Source organism: Nostoc sp. TCL240-02, assembly GCF_013343235.1.
GTDB lineage: Bacteria > Cyanobacteriota > Cyanobacteriia > Cyanobacteriales > Nostocaceae > Nostoc.
The window spans coordinates 2,738,866-2,753,182 of sequence record NZ_CP040094.1; the positions used below are offsets into that span (position 1 = coordinate 2,738,866).

13 protein-coding genes are annotated in these 14,317 nt (G+C 42.2%); 9 read left to right on the top strand and 4 right to left on the bottom strand.

The window, feature by feature from the left end:
• Positions 1 to 43: 43 nt before the first annotated feature.
• The 3 genes from FBB35_RS11590 (at position 44) to FBB35_RS11600 (ending at position 4,423) form a co-directional block, all read left to right on the top strand.
• A complete protein-coding gene (locus FBB35_RS11590; protein WP_174709749.1) occupies positions 44 to 2,680 on the top strand; it encodes a PAS domain S-box protein in 2,637 nt (878 codons plus the stop codon).
• Positions 2,681 to 2,764: 84 nt separating this feature from the next.
• Positions 2,765 to 3,082 (top strand): hypothetical protein, encoded by a 318-nt coding sequence (locus FBB35_RS11595; RefSeq protein ID WP_174709750.1) that lies wholly within the window; start codon positions 2,765 to 2,767, stop codon positions 3,080 to 3,082.
• A 6-nt stretch (positions 3,083 to 3,088) separates the two neighbouring features.
• Entirely contained in the window at positions 3,089 to 4,423 is a 1,335-nt protein-coding gene (locus FBB35_RS11600; protein ID WP_174709751.1) for a GTPase family protein, read from the top strand.
• A 31-nt stretch (positions 4,424 to 4,454) separates the two neighbouring features.
• Here FBB35_RS11600 and arfB read toward each other — a convergent pair whose 3' ends face one another.
• The 3 genes from arfB to FBB35_RS11615 all read right to left on the bottom strand — a co-directional run bounded on the left by arfB (position 4,455) and on the right by FBB35_RS11615 (position 5,486).
• Positions 4,455 to 4,871, bottom strand: a complete 417-nt coding sequence (arfB, locus tag FBB35_RS11605; RefSeq protein WP_114082400.1) for an alternative ribosome rescue aminoacyl-tRNA hydrolase ArfB — start codon at positions 4,869 to 4,871, stop codon at positions 4,455 to 4,457.
• Positions 4,872 to 4,916: 45 nt separating this feature from the next.
• A complete protein-coding gene (locus tag FBB35_RS11610; protein WP_174709752.1) occupies positions 4,917 to 5,171 on the bottom strand; it encodes an RNA-binding S4 domain-containing protein in 255 nt (84 codons plus the stop codon).
• A 111-nt stretch (positions 5,172 to 5,282) separates the two neighbouring features.
• Positions 5,283 to 5,486 carry a hypothetical protein gene (locus FBB35_RS11615; protein ID WP_174709753.1) on the bottom strand — a complete coding sequence of 68 codons (204 nt, stop codon included), beginning with the start codon at positions 5,484 to 5,486 and terminating at the stop codon, positions 5,283 to 5,285.
• A gap of 182 nt (positions 5,487 to 5,668) precedes the next feature.
• Between FBB35_RS11615 and dpdE the strand changes: the two genes are divergently transcribed.
• The 5 genes from dpdE to FBB35_RS11640 all read left to right on the top strand — a co-directional run bounded on the left by dpdE (position 5,669) and on the right by FBB35_RS11640 (position 12,704).
• Positions 5,669 to 8,980: a protein DpdE gene (gene dpdE, locus FBB35_RS11620; RefSeq protein WP_174709754.1), complete on the top strand. Its 3,312-nt coding sequence runs from the start codon at positions 5,669 to 5,671 to the stop codon at positions 8,978 to 8,980.
• A 237-nt stretch (positions 8,981 to 9,217) separates the two neighbouring features.
• Positions 9,218 to 10,312: a DUF4350 domain-containing protein gene (locus tag FBB35_RS11625; RefSeq protein WP_174709755.1), complete on the top strand. Its 1,095-nt coding sequence runs from the start codon at positions 9,218 to 9,220 to the stop codon at positions 10,310 to 10,312.
• A 72-nt stretch (positions 10,313 to 10,384) separates the two neighbouring features.
• Positions 10,385 to 11,335 (top strand): MoxR family ATPase, encoded by a 951-nt coding sequence (locus FBB35_RS11630; RefSeq protein ID WP_114082403.1) that lies wholly within the window; start codon positions 10,385 to 10,387, stop codon positions 11,333 to 11,335.
• A 125-nt stretch (positions 11,336 to 11,460) separates the two neighbouring features.
• Positions 11,461 to 11,940, top strand: a complete 480-nt coding sequence (locus tag FBB35_RS11635) for a YbjN domain-containing protein (RefSeq protein WP_174709756.1) — start codon at positions 11,461 to 11,463, stop codon at positions 11,938 to 11,940.
• A 38-nt stretch (positions 11,941 to 11,978) separates the two neighbouring features.
• Positions 11,979 to 12,704, top strand: coding sequence for a lipoate--protein ligase family protein (locus tag FBB35_RS11640; RefSeq protein WP_174709757.1), 726 nt, complete (start codon positions 11,979 to 11,981; stop codon positions 12,702 to 12,704).
• Positions 12,705 to 12,902: 198 nt separating this feature from the next.
• Here FBB35_RS11640 and rppA read toward each other — a convergent pair whose 3' ends face one another.
• Positions 12,903 to 13,601, bottom strand: coding sequence for a two-component system response regulator RppA (gene rppA, locus FBB35_RS11645; protein WP_174709758.1), 699 nt, complete (start codon positions 13,599 to 13,601; stop codon positions 12,903 to 12,905).
• 66 nt (positions 13,602 to 13,667) lie between these two features.
• Between rppA and hisG the strand changes: the two genes are divergently transcribed.
• Positions 13,668 to 14,312, top strand: coding sequence for an ATP phosphoribosyltransferase (gene hisG, locus FBB35_RS11650; protein ID WP_174709759.1), 645 nt, complete (start codon positions 13,668 to 13,670; stop codon positions 14,310 to 14,312).
• Positions 14,313 to 14,317: the final 5 nt, after the last annotated feature.

Here is a 14,317-nt window from a genome sequence, read left to right on the forward strand (position 1 = left end):
TCTTCAAGTCAGTATTATTTTTGGTTATTAGCGGTTTATTAAAATGTCAAATGTTGATAAAATTAATTCTAGACTTACTGATGAATTAGCAGTTTTACGGCAGCGTGTAGCTGAGTTAGAGCAAGCAGAAATATTTTATCAGCAAAGGCAAGTAGAACTAGAAGAACAATTAAGAAAACTGGCAATATCGGCACAACGTTCGCATATTTCAGTTTTAGAATATGAGATTGAATGCCATCTGGAGCAGGAGAAGTCTACAGGCTTTAATGTAACAACAGATGTGGCAGTGACTTTACAGCAACTCCAACAAGAAATTTTACAGCGACAACAGCTAGAAGTAATTCTGAAAAATAGTGAAGAACGGCTGAGGCTAGCTCTGGATGTTTCTCAGATGGGCTTATGGGATTGGAATATTTTAACCAATCAAGTCATCTGGTCTGAAAATTATGAACTGCTTTTTGGTCTACTTCCAAGTAGTTTTGATGGCCCTTATGAAACTTTTCAGAAGTGCGTTTATCCTGAAGACAAGCAATCTGTAATGCAAAGGATTAGCCAGGCTTTGGCACAAAAAACTGACTACAACGATGAATTTCGGATAATTCGCTCAGACCAAAGTGTACATTGGATTTCTGCCAAGGGAAAATTTGTCTATGACGAGTGTGGACAAGCGGTGCGAATGATCGGCGTTTGTATGGAAACTACTGTATGCAAACAGGCAGAAGAAAGTACTCGCGAACTAACCACACAAGTCCAAGAACAGGCAAATGTTTTAAATGCCATCCTCACCGCCTCAGTCGATCACATTTATATCTTTGATCGCAGAGGTTGCTATCAGTATGTTAGTCGTGATGCAGCTACTATATTAGGTTTTAAACCCCAGAATCTTGTCGGAAAAACTTTGCAAGAACTGGATTTACCCACAGAACTTGTAGAACAGGTAGACAATCAACTAAAAGCTGTGATTAAAACTGGGCAGCCCATCAAGGATGAGTGCAAATATGTAACTGCCGATGGAGTCCATTATTATGAATACATTCTCACACCATTACGGAATTTAAACCAAAGTATTGAAGGCGTAATTACTGTTTCTCGTGATATTACCGAACACAAACGGGCAGAAAAATCATTACGCGAAAGTGAAGCTCGATTTCGGCGTTTGTTTGAGTCTAACCTAATCGGGGTTGCTTTTTGGAATGTGGATGGCTTCGTTATTGATGCCAATGATGCCTTTCTTCAACTAGCTGGTTACACTCGTGAGGAGTTTGCTATTTTAGGTAAAGTTAATTGGCGAGAACTCACTCCTATTGAATACAAGTATTTAGACGATCGCGCCATTTTAGAGGTGCAAACCACTGGAGTTTCCAAAATTTACGAGAAAGAGTACATCCACCACAACGGTAAGCGAGTCCCAATTGTTTTGGGGATAGCCTTGCTGAATGACTCCCAAGAACATGGTGTTGCTTTTGTACTAGATATTACCGATCGCAAATTGGCTGAAAAAGAATGCGATCGCCTCCTCCAATGCGAAAGAACAGCACGCCAAGAAGCAGAGATCGCCAACCAAATTAAAGATGAGTTTCTGGCGGTTCTCTCCCATGAACTGCGAACCCCACTCAACCCTATCCTGGGATGGTCGAAAATGTTACGGACTCGCAAGTTTGATGAACAAACCACTCATCGCGCCTTGGAAACTATTGAACGCAACGCCAAGTTACAAACCCAACTAATTGAAGATTTGTTGGATGTGTCTCGCATCCTCCAAGGAAAATTAAACTTAAATATCTGTCCAGTGAACTTGGTAATGGTAGTTGAAGCAGCACTAGAAACGGTACGGCTAGCAGCAGAAGCTAAATCAATTGAAATTCAGACCATATTTGATGCCAGTTTAGGGCAAGTAATGGGCGATCCAAATCGGCTCCAGCAAGTTGTGTGGAATCTACTTTCTAATGCGGTAAAATTTACACCAACCGGAGGACGGGTAGGAATTCGACTCATGGAAGCTAGTAATCAGATTCAAATTCAAGTCAGCGATACAGGTAAGGGAATTAACCCAGACTTTTTGCCATTCGTGTTTGATTACTTTCGCCAAGCTGATGGCACAACTACACGCACATTTGGCGGACTAGGTTTAGGATTAGCGATCGTGCGTAAGGTTGTAGAAATGCATGGGGGAAAAGTTCAAGCCGAAAGTCCTGGAGAAGGATCGGGTGCAACCTTTACTGTTGAACTACCGCTTTTGGTGAGAAGTGAACAAGTTCGGTATGAAGAGAATGAGTCTTTAGATTCTCAGCCTGAATCTTCACTCCTTTCGAATACTCAAGTTTTAGTGGTAGACGATGAACCAGATATCCGCGACTTAGTGAGCTTCATTTTGCAAGACTACGGTGTACAAGTAACCGCAGTATCCTCAGCACTGGAGGCATTACAAGCGCTGTCTGAGTCGATACCAGATGTTTTAATCAGTGATATTGGAATGCCAAAGACAGACGGTTATATGCTGATGCGGGAAGTGCGATCGCGATCGCCGCAACAAGGAGGACACGTACCAGCGATCGCTCTAACAGCTTATGCAGGCGAAATGAATCAGCAGCAAGCACTAGCAGCCGGATTTCAAATGCATATTTCTAAACCAGTAGATCCAGATGTATTGGTAAAAGCGATCGTTGATTTGATCCAGTAGTCATTAGTCATTGGTCATTGGTCACTGGTACATAACGAGTGTTTTGTGGGCGAAAAAAACTTTTTTGTTAAGGATTAGTTCTTTGTGCGCGTAGTATCTCAAGGACTCATTAACAATGCAATTCGAAACAATAGCATTGTCAGTCAAAACTATCGCATTGTCAGCCGAAACAATCGCATTGTCGGTCAAAACAATCGCATTGTTAGTCGAAACAATGGCACTGTCAGTCAAAACTATCGCATTGTCAGCCGAAACAATCGCATTGTTACCAATAAAATAAGCATTACTGTGCCCAAAGCGTGTATTGCTTCCATTCGAGAACCGCTACATAACACTACTAACGGTACTAGTTATCACTTTGATAATCGCTATAAGATTAGTAAAAGGGTCTTCTACGTTTGAATAGAAATGATTGAGCAACGTGATGCTGACTCACCAACAACTGATTCTCAGCAATTGAGTGAACCGACCGATGGAGCAACTACCAAGTCGGTCGATAATTCTTGGACAAACCGCATTGGTGGTGTCTGGAACACAGCAACAACACGTTTAACCAAACTCCTACCTGTAGAACAACTGGCACAAACTGTTGTTGAATGGTTTAGCGTCAGTGAAACTCAGGTTGCGGAGATTTTAGAGAAAATCCGAGCCGAACTGCCAACCACAGAAGCACTGCTGATTGGTAAACCCCAAGCCGGGAAAAGTTCAATTGTGCGGGGATTAACAGGAGTTTCGGCTGAGATTATTGGTCAGGGTTTTCGTCCTCACACGCAACACACGCAACGCTATGCCTATCCTTCCAATGACCTGCCGCTATTAGTTTTTACTGATACGGTGGGACTAGGTGATGTCAACCAAGATACCCAAACAATCATTCAAGAGTTAGTTGGCGATTTACAAAAGGAAACTGGTTCCGCCAGAATCCTTCTGTTGACGGTCAAAATCAACGATTTTGCAACTGATACACTCCGACAAATTGCTCAAAAGTTACGCCAGCAGTATCCAAATATTCCCTGTCTGCTAGTAGTTACTTGCTTGCATGAGGTTTATCCTGCTGATATTGTCGATCATCCTGCCTATCCGCCAGATTATCAAGAAGTCAACCGCGCATTTGCGGCAATGCAGCAAGCCTTCGCCGGGATAACTGACCGCTCTGTATTAATTGACTTTACCCTAGAAGAAGATGGCTACGATCCGGTATTTTATGGCTTAGAAGCACTGCGAGATTCTTTGGCAGAACTTCTCCCACAAGCAGAAGCGCAGGCGATTTATCAGCTATTAGATCGAGAAGAAGCTGGTAAGCAACTTGGCAACCTTTATAGAGATGCAGCACGCCGTTATATTTTGCCATTTGCAATTATGTCTGCAACTCTTGCGGCTGTACCTCTGCCTTTTGCCACAATGCCTGTACTAACTGCCTTGCAAGTATCAATGGTGGGTCTGTTGGGTAAATTATATGGACAGACAATTACACCATCACAGGCGGGGGGTGTTGTCAGTGCGATCGCAGGTGGTTTCTTAGCACAGGCAATTGCACGGGAATTAATTAAGTTTATACCAGGTTTTGGGAGCGCGATCGCAGCGTCTTGGGCAGCCGCCTACACCTGGGCACTAGGGGAAGCAGCCTGCGTTTATTTTGGTGATTTAATGGGAGGTAAGAAACCCGATCCCCAAAGAATTCAGTTAGTAATGCAAGAAGCGTTTCAGGCGGCGCAAGAACGGTTTAAGGGAATTAAACGTTAAGACTGATTTCTCATAACACTAAGCCTAAAATCTAAAATTCTGTCACTTGTCCTCTGTTAGATTTAACCTGTCCGCGCTTAGTTTTGTAGTCAAGGCGCTTTCTTTGAGAACTGCGAGTTGGTTTCGTGGGTTTGCGTTTTATCGTCACGACAACTGCACTTTGAATGAGTTCTTGAAGTCGTTTCAAAGCTGATTCCCGATTGTTTTCTTGGCTTCGGTGTTCCTGCGCTTTGATGACAACAACTCCTTCCTGGGTAATGCGTCTATCGTTCAGCTTTAAAAGCTGTTCTTTATAATAATCTGGTAATGATGAAGCGACAATATCGAAGCGTAAGTGAATTGCTGTGGAAACCTTATTTACATTCTGGCCTCCTGCTCCTTGCGAACGAATCGCACTAATTTCAATATCACTCTGGGGGATTATAACTTTGTTGGAAATTTGCAGCATCGCTCACAAGGCAAAAGAGGAACTTTTTAATTTGGGATAAAATTTTTACTCGGTTTGTTCGGGAAAATCTATTACTATATGTTGGTCTTCATTGTTATCCAAATTCACTTCTAAAGTCTTTCCTTCTATTGTCACTTTATCACCCGGTACTAGCCTCCGCCCTCGTCGGGTTTCTTGCATACCGTTTACTTGGACATCGCCACCTTGAATCATTAGCTTGGCTTGTCCTCCAGTTGGCACTATACCCATCAACTTTAAATATTGGTTTAACTTAATTGTGTTATCTCGGATTTTCTTCATACTAAATAAAACTACATCATCTTAATTGTACCCTGGTGTTATCAAGGCAAAGTATGAATCTATTGCGCCACATCACCAACTAAGTACAGTATTTCATTAATTCGTAGCGAATTAATTTGGTAGCAATGCAATGCCAATGCGTCGGCTGACAATACCAATGCGTCGGCTGACAATGCCAATGCGTCGGCTGACAATGCCAATGCGTCGGCTAACAATGCCAATACGTTGGCTGACAATGCCAATACGTTGGCTGACAATGCTAATGCGTCGGCTGACAATGCTAATGCGTCCTGATGCATTTAAAACGCAAATCAACCTTTGGGCTGATTTTACTAGTTAGGTGTGGTGAAGCGTAGGCGTAGCCCGTCGTAGACATCGCTAAAACGAAAAACAGTAATGCCAGTTTATTATCTATAATGTTGATCGACAAAACTACCAGATATAGGTGAAAAAACTAGTCTGGAAGGTTCTTTTAGTGTGTTCAGGGGACTGGATCTATGATTAAGCTCGGTTTATTGGTACAGTCCCAGAATAACTCTTTGGGTATCGGCAAAGTTACGGAAATATCTGATACCAATGCAAACGTTGAGTATTTTTGCTCTATAGGGCAGCGTCTTCAAAAAACTTTACCTTTAAGTTCTCTCTCTGAAGTCAGGCTTGAACCACAGGCTCGATGCTATATTAAGTACCAAACTCAGGATAAATGGATAGTTGGGAGAGTTTTCATTTGGGATGAAGATACAGAAATGTATCAAATTGATTTACCAGATAAGAAAACTGCGATCGCTACTGAAGAAGACATTTACGTTCGTTGTAATCTCCCAAACACAGACCCCATCGAAACTTTAGCGATGAAGGGTCACGAAACGCCTTACTTCCACGACAAAAGATTGGCTTTCGTCAAATCCTTGATTAAGCAACGCGCTGTCAGTCGCGGAATGACAGGACTGATTTCGGCAAATATTAATCTTTATCCTCACCAAGTTGAAGTTGTGCGGCGGGTACTGGAAGACCCAATTCAACGCTACTTGCTAGCAGACGAGGTGGGACTCGGAAAAACCATCGAAGCGGGTGCGATTCTGCGTCAATTCCTTTTGGATGAACCGAAAAAGGGTGCGGTGGTATTAGTTCCGCAATACTTGCTTAAACAATGGCGGACTGAGTTAGAAAACAAGTTTTACATTTCCCATTTTGGCAAACGGGTAGCGATGCTGGCGGTTGAAGATATTCATAAAATCAACCTGAAAGCGAGGATAGGCTGCTTAATTTTAGATGAAGCTCATCATATCGCAGCAATGGCGACTTCCAAAGATGCAACAGTGCGCCAGCGTTTTCAGACTTGTAAAGAACTTGCTCATAAAAGCGATCGCTTACTTTTATTATCTGCCACTCCTGTTCTCAATCATGAGCAAGATTTCTTGGCAATGTTGCACTTGCTCGACCCAGCAACCTATAAAATTGGTGATTTAGCAGGTTTTCGTGCCAAAGTTGAAAGCCGTCAGGAAATTGGTAGACTTCTGCTTTCTTTCAAAGAAGGTGCTGAACCCGTTGTTCTCAAAAGCAACTTGCAGCAACTACGAAACCTCTTAGCTGAGGATAAGTATTTCCTGAAGCTGGCGGATGATTTAGAAAATTGTTTACAAGCAAATTCTACCGAGCAAGATCAAATAGTCCAAGCGATTCGTACTCACGTCAGCGATATCTATCGACTACACCGCCGAATGCTTCGCAACCGTCGCGCGGCGGTAGAAGATGTGATATTTGACCGCAATTTTACACCCAAAGAAGAGTACGATTTAGACGAGCGATCGCCTGATATCCACGAACTCCTCAATCAATGGCGTAGTGTTGCTCCTGCTGAAAAGCCATATCAGCGAATTTTTCTGCTGTTATTTCTAGCGGCTGGTACTTGGTTAGGCATTTTAGAGCAGTTAATTACCGCCCGCTTAACTGGTAAGCCTGATGCTAAACTCATCCAGGAGTTTAAAGAAGATGATCTTCGCGTCTTAACTACAACCCCCAAATTCTTTGAGGAAGAAGAGATTCTGCAATCCTTCCTTAAAATTATTCGTCAACCCCAAGAAGACGGAGGACGGACGGAAAATTTAAAAACTGTACTGCTGAATCAGCTAGGTACATACTTCAAAATTCCCGCAAACGTTCGGAAGAATCAAAAGGAATTCATCACGAGAATACAGCAGAGAATCAAAAGACCAATTACTGGCGATATTCTGCCCAAATTTATTGTATTCACCAGTTTTGTCCAAAGTTGTGGCGAAATAGTCCGGTATTTGTCTGATACCTTTGGTGCAGAGACAATCGTCAAACATCAATTTGGAGAATCACCAGACAAAGTTGAGGAAGGCTTAAATAAGTTTAAGAATAACCCAAACTGCTTTATTTTAGTATGCGATCGCTCAGGAGAAGAAGGGCTTAATCTCCAATTTGCCGATTGGTTAATTCATTTTGACCTTCCTTGGTCGCCTAATCAATTAGAGCAAAGACTTGGCAGACTTGACCGCATTGGCAGCAAAATTGGAGTCCAATCTTGTGTTTTGATTGGCCCCTATTTGGAAGATAGCCCTCACAATGCTTGGTATCAAGTATTAAAAGATGGATTTGGTATTTTCCAGCAATCAATTGCAAGTTTACAGTTTTATGTGGATGATAAGCTTGCAGAATTAGAAACAGCTTTATTTCAATCAAGTGCTGCTGGATTATTAGAGATGATTTCGCCAATTCAAGAGCAAATTGAAGCCGAAATTGCAAAAATTAGCGAACAAAATGCTCTTGATGAAATTGACGCTAACGATGAAATTGCCACCGAATATTTTCAAGACCTCGATAATTACGATGCTTGTCATCTAGAAATGAAACGAGCAATTGAAGGCTGGATTTGTGAGGCGCTGGGATTTCGAGGACTGAATAATCCCGACTCATCAGAAATGCGACGTTATCAACCATCAACGCGGACATTGGTTCCGATAAATGAGTTAAAAAATCGTTTTGCTGATAGTTATCTAGACCAATTTGGTACTTATAACCGCAGAGTTGCAAACCAGAATCCTGGTATTAAACTCTTTCGAGTTGGGGAAGGATTTGTCGAAGCACTCTGGAACTATATAAACTGGGATGACCGAGGTGAAGCCTTTGCAATGTGGCGCACTGATGCATCTTGGGATGCGAAAGAAGGAAAAGAGTGGTTCGGTTTTCAATGCAATTATGTAGTCGAGGCAAATTTAAGAGTTGCCAAGCAAGTTTTACTAGATAACAAACTCGATAGTTCTCAATTCAAAAACTTGCAACGACGTGTTGATGCTCTATTTCCGCCAATTATAGAAACTATCTATGTTGATGGTCGCAATGAGCCAATCCGCGTTGTTGAAGATAAAGCTCTCTTAAGTATTCTCCAACGTCCATATAAAGATAAAAACAGTAATCAAGGACGAGATTACAATCTGGCAAAAGAGCGCTTAGGAATTATTGACGATTTTGTTGACCCTAGTAAATGGCAAAATTTCTGCTATCAAGTACGTAATACTTCTGCGGAATTACTTTCAAATCGTCCCGATTTTCTTGACTTATGCCAAAGTTGTGCTAAGGTCGCCGATAAGAAATTAGCCAATAGAGTAGAACAATTACGCCTGCGTCTAAACCAACAAAGTTGGGATAACGCATTAGCTGAAGAATTGAAAATAGAAACTGCTTTAAATGCAGCCATTCTCCAAGGTATTCGCCAGCCTCAGATTAGGCTTGATTCTGTCGGCTTTATTGTTGTATCGGGGCGATCGCTCGTGCAATTTGAATGATATTATGTGAGGTTAAATAGCCTTAGTCAGTATACTAACCCCACCCCGTAAAAGAGGTGGGGTTTTTTACGACTTCCAAATAAAAGTATTTTTATCTAAACAGCTTGTATCTTTTATTGCCAAAAGTATTTTAATGCAGGTTTAAGAAAAGTAATGATATTTTTGACTTTACCGGAAAAATAAGTAAGTATTAACACTTGTGATACAGAAACAAAGTGATGATTGTGAAAGTCGAAGATGAAACGTTCAAATCGCCTTGCTTGGATGGGAGCGATCGCACTAGCTGCGATCGTTTTGCTTACTTTGTTAGTGGCTCCCAATAATACAAAAATTAGCACTGGCTCTACTTATAACCGCGCCTCTGATGGGTATGGTGCTTGGTATGCTTTTATGCAACAAAAAGGAATTTCTATCAAGCGTTGGCAAAAACCTTTTAGTGATATTCAGCCAGAAAATAGCCCAGTTACCTTTCTACAGGTAAGCGCCTATCCAAGGGAGACAGCATTGAATGGTCAAGAGCGGGAATGGGTAGAAAAAGGGAATACTTTGGTAATTTTGGGTGCGGGGGCGCGGGTTACAGAAGCGGAGTTTAGCACTATGCAAAAATCTCCTCAAGGTGATATCAAAATTGATACACGTAGACGGTATCAGAAAGCTAACTCCAAGCAAGTTGATTTAGGCGATCGCTTTGGTGCTGTTGTCTGGGAAAAAAGTTACAAACAGGGAAAGGTAATTTTTTCTACCACCCCTTATCTAGCCGCCAACGCTTATCAAGACTATTTAAGTAATTTCAAGTATTTAGCTAGTTTAGTAACTGAAAAAAGTAACACAGTAATTGTTGATGAATACATCCACGGCTATAAAGATGCTGATGTCAGAAAAAAAGAAAGCGAAGGTGATTTATCTAGCTTTTTTGCTAAAACTCCTTTATTTCCAATACTAATACAGTTAGGTATTCTGCTATTGGTGCTAACTTGGGCCCAGAATCGCCGCTTTGGGAAGCCAGTGGCTTTAGATGCACCAGTTACAGATAATAGCGAAGCATACATCCAAGCTTTAGCGGGAGTCTTGCAGAAAGCTGATACCACCGACTTTGTTGTCGAGATGGTGGGTAAACAAGAACAACTCCAACTACAAAAAGCCTTGGGATTAGGACAAGTACTTTTAGAACCTCAAGCCTTGATCAATTTCTGGAAAAAAAAAACAGGCATAAGTGCAGCAGAATTAGATGCAGTTTTAAAGCTACAATCCCACAAACAACCCATCAGTGAGCGAGAACTGTTAAGCTGGTTGGGCAAATGGCGAAATATTAGGAAAATTCGTAATTCGTAATTATTGTTTTGAAGCTGTGCATAATATTTCTGTGCCTGAGTACTTTTGAGTAAATTATTTATAAGTAAAAAAATGAGCGAAACTCATCCTATCTTAATTCGCCTTGGTCAAGGTCTTAATCAAGTAGTTGTTGGACAATCGAGCCTAATACAACAACTTTTAGTAGCACTACTAGCGGGTGGACACGTAATTTTAGAAGGAGTACCAGGAACTGGTAAAACTCTCCTGGTAAAAGTATTAGCACAGTTAATCCAAGGGGATTTTCGCCGAATTCAACTAACACCAGATGTCTTACCTTCAGATATTACTGGGACAAATATTTTTGACTTGAATAGCCGCAATTTTACTTTGAAAAAAGGGCCAATATTTACCGAAGTGCTGCTAGCAGACGAAATCAATCGTACTCCTCCAAAGACACAAGCGGCACTGCTGGAAGCGATGGAAGAGATGCAGGTAACATTGGATGGTGAAAGTTTGCCCTTACCAGATTTATTTTGGGTGATTGCAACCCAAAACCCTTTGGAATTTGAGGGGACTTATCCTTTACCAGAAGCGCAATTGGATAGATTTTTATTTAAGTTAGTGGTAGATTACCCAGATCAAGCTGCGGAAAAGCAAATGTTACTCAATCGTCAGGCTGGGTTTTCAGCAAGGCGTTTGGATATTAGCCGTTTGAAACCAATCGCAACAGTAGCCGACATCTTACAAGCACGACAAGCAGTTAAAGAAGTTAAAGTATCAGAAGCGATCGTTGATTATTTGTTAGCCTTGGTGAGAATATCGCGTCAATATCCCGATTTAACCTTGGGTGCATCACCTCGCGCTGCTGGTGCTTGGTTGCAGACATCTCAAGCATTAGCGTGGTTAGCTGGCAGAGATTTTGTCACACCAGATGATGTGAAAGCAGTTGCATCGCCACTGCTGCGTCATCGCCTCATTTTGAAACCAGAAGCAATGCTGGATGGTTTACAAATGGATGCGGTAATTGCGTCGGTAATTAATCAAGTACCAGTTCCAAGGTGAAAAAATTCTTGCTATATTCCAGGCTATTTGGAAAGTAGACCCAAAAGGAAGCTCAAACTAACTGCCTCCACAAGTTATAAAGTATGTGTAGATGAAACAGCGAGTATATTGAGAAAAAAATCTGTATGGCAAGCTACCAAGAAACCGTAACTAGTGACGAATCCATTAATGAGCTAATCGCCGAGACAACAGGCATTAACCATCTGGAGGTGATTGAAAATGTCATCGACTCTTTGGAACAAGATGATAGTGCGATGGTTAGCCATACTCCAGAGGGTGGCTATCTCTGGAAGTTTAAGTACGGAAGTGTAGAGGTATTTGTCCAACTCAACGGTACAACCGATGAAGACACCATAACGGTTTGGTCTGCGGTGCTAAATTTACCTGCTAAAGATGAACCCAGATTACTGCGTTATCTGTTGGAGTTGAACTGCTCCAGCACTTTTGAAGCGCGTTTTGGTATTATAGAAAACAGAGTGGTTGTGATCTCAACACGCACCTTAGCGGAGTTATCTCCCGGCGAAGTGTCTCGCCTCATCACCATTGTGGCAACAATCGCTGATAACAACGATGAAGCTTTACAATCTGAATTTGGTGCAACTTAAGGAATTTGGGATTTTAGATTGGGCTTATATTGTATTAGATGTATAGCAAGCAGGTGTGGCGACTAATTCCTTTGCTAGAGGCGGCTGGTAATGTGCAAATGGCCATTGACAACTGGTTACTAGAACAGCACCAGTCTGGAAAGCATCCCTCCACTTTGCGCTTTTATACCTGGTCGCCATCTGCCATTTCTCTTGGCTATCATCAACGACAATACCCTGAATATTGGCAAAATTTGACTTGGCAAGGGCAGAAATTGGATTTAGTGCAACGCCCTACTGGTGGACGGGCGGTATTACACCAAGGTGATTTAACTTACACTGTAGTCACATCTGGAATTACGGGTAGTCGCCTCCAGGTGTATGAAAAGATTTGTGAGTTTTTGATTCAAGGGTGGCGATCGCTTGGCGTAGAATTACATTACGGTACAGAAGGGCGAGGTTACATCCACAACCCTAACTGTTTTGGTACAGCAACCAGTGCAGATTTAGTTCTGCCAGATGGTGCCAAACTCATTGGTAGCGCTCAACTGCGACGTAGTAGGGCAATTTTGCAACATGGCTCCATTCGTTTGCAACCCGATGCTGAACTGTTTGCTCAAGTATTTGGTGCAGAATCTTTTACGACTGTACAACTACCTCAAAGCCTGAGTGTGGAAAAGATTATTGCAGATTTAATCATCGCCGCTAGTGATTGTTTTGATATGCAGATAGAGTTACAACCCCTCTCGCCCTCTGAGTGGGAAGAAATTTTGGCAAAACTATGATTCTCCTACTAAGTTATAGCGCTTCTGGGTTGAGTTAAATACAGACCTAACCCCCAGCCCCTTCCCTGCACCAGCCCCTTCCCTGCAAGGGAAGGGGAGCATGATTCAAAGCCTCTCTCCTAAAAGGAGAGAGGTCAAAGTATATTGCATACAACTGAGAACCGTTATAACTTCTGGAGATGAGTTGGAAACAGGCGGCTAAACTGACTCCACTGAAGAAGCACCGAAACGATAGCCTTTGCCGTAGACTGTGTGAATCAGTGCAGTTTCTCTACCTACCTCAATCTTACGACGCAGCAAACGAATTAATGCTGCAATCACATTACTACTAGGTTGTTCTGACTCTTGCCACAAATTTTCCATAATTTGGGCATGAGTCATTAGTTGTCCAGTGTGTTCCATAAAATATTGCAGCAACTGGCTTTCTTTTTGCGATAACTCAATGATTCGTCCTTGGCGATAGGCGACTTGATTTTCACAATCTAGTTCTAAATCAGCGACGGTTAAACGTCCGGTGGTGGTTTCATAGGTTTGGGAGCCAGAACGACGCAATAAAGCACGGACTCTAGCGAGTAACTCACGCAGTTCAAAAGGTTTAACTAAATAGTCATCAGCACCAGCATCTAAACCTTGTACGCGGTCATCGAGAGTATCTTTAGCTGTGAGAAACAGCACGGGAGTGGTTTTGCCTTGTTGTCGCAATTGCTGACAAATCTCTAACCCGGTTTTTCCTGGCAGCATCCAATCTAAAATTAGTAGGTCATAACTGCCTGCTTGTGCATATTCGCTGCCACTTGTGCCATCGAAAGCGGCATCCACAACGTAACCCTCACGAGTTAACAAGCGACTCAAGGGTTCAGTTAGTTCAACTTCATCATCAACTAATAAAATTCTCATGCTGCTGTGGTAAGCATATAGAGATATTATTCAACTGCCAGAACGCCAAGGATATTAAGAAAAAGAATGCTGACTGTTGCATTACCAAAAGGGGAACTCCTTAAAAATAGCATCCGCTTGCTACAATCTGTGGGATTAGATTTTAGCGCTTTTTTAGATTCAGGAACTCGCCAACTTCAAATTCCTGATACTAAGGGAATTGCAAAAGCTTTGTTGGTACGGGCGCAGGATGTGCCTGTTTATGTAGAATATGGTCAAGCACAACTGGGTGTTGTTGGTTACGATGTGTTGCGGGAGAAGCAGCCGCAAGTTGCCCACTTGGTAGATTTGCAGTTTGGGTATTGTCGGATGTCAGTAGCGGTAAAAGCATCAAGTTCTTACCGATCGCCTTTAGATTTGCCACCGCATGGTAGAGTTGCTTCAAAATATGTGAATTGCGCTCGTGAATATTTCCACAGTCTAGATTTACCCGTGGAAATCGTACCGTTGTATGGTTCAGTGGAATTAGGCCCGATTACTGGAATGTCAGAAGCGATCGTGGATTTGGTTTCTACAGGGCGCACCATGCGCGAAAATGGTTTAATTGAAATCGCTACTCTGTATGAAAGCACGGCTCGGTTGATTGCCCACCCTCTGAGTTACCGGATGAATACAGGTAATGTCGGTGATGTAATTGCCAAGCTGCGGGAAGCAATTTTGGTAGAGGTTTAATTGTT

Bases quoted from the DNA above. Each gene is read 5' to 3' on its own strand.
- FBB35_RS11590 (WP_174709749.1), top strand. From the start codon at position 44: ATGTCAAATGTTGATAAAATTAATTCTAGACTTACTGATGAATTAGCA.
- FBB35_RS11600 (WP_174709751.1), top strand. From the start codon at position 3,089: ATGATTGAGCAACGTGATGCTGACTCACCAACAACTGATTCTCAGCAA.
- arfB (WP_114082400.1), bottom strand. From the start codon at position 4,871: ATGCTGCAAATTTCCAACAAAGTTATAATCCCCCAGAGTGATATTGAA.
- FBB35_RS11610 (WP_174709752.1), bottom strand. From the start codon at position 5,171: ATGAAGAAAATCCGAGATAACACAATTAAGTTAAACCAATATTTAAAG.
- dpdE (WP_174709754.1), top strand. From the start codon at position 5,669: ATGATTAAGCTCGGTTTATTGGTACAGTCCCAGAATAACTCTTTGGGT.
- FBB35_RS11625 (WP_174709755.1), top strand. From the start codon at position 9,218: ATGAAACGTTCAAATCGCCTTGCTTGGATGGGAGCGATCGCACTAGCT.
- FBB35_RS11630 (WP_114082403.1), top strand. From the start codon at position 10,385: ATGAGCGAAACTCATCCTATCTTAATTCGCCTTGGTCAAGGTCTTAAT.
- FBB35_RS11635 (WP_174709756.1), top strand. From the start codon at position 11,461: ATGGCAAGCTACCAAGAAACCGTAACTAGTGACGAATCCATTAATGAG.
- FBB35_RS11640 (WP_174709757.1), top strand. From the start codon at position 11,979: ATGTATAGCAAGCAGGTGTGGCGACTAATTCCTTTGCTAGAGGCGGCT.
- rppA (WP_174709758.1), bottom strand. From the start codon at position 13,601: ATGAGAATTTTATTAGTTGATGATGAAGTTGAACTAACTGAACCCTTG.
- hisG (WP_174709759.1), top strand. From the start codon at position 13,668: ATGCTGACTGTTGCATTACCAAAAGGGGAACTCCTTAAAAATAGCATC.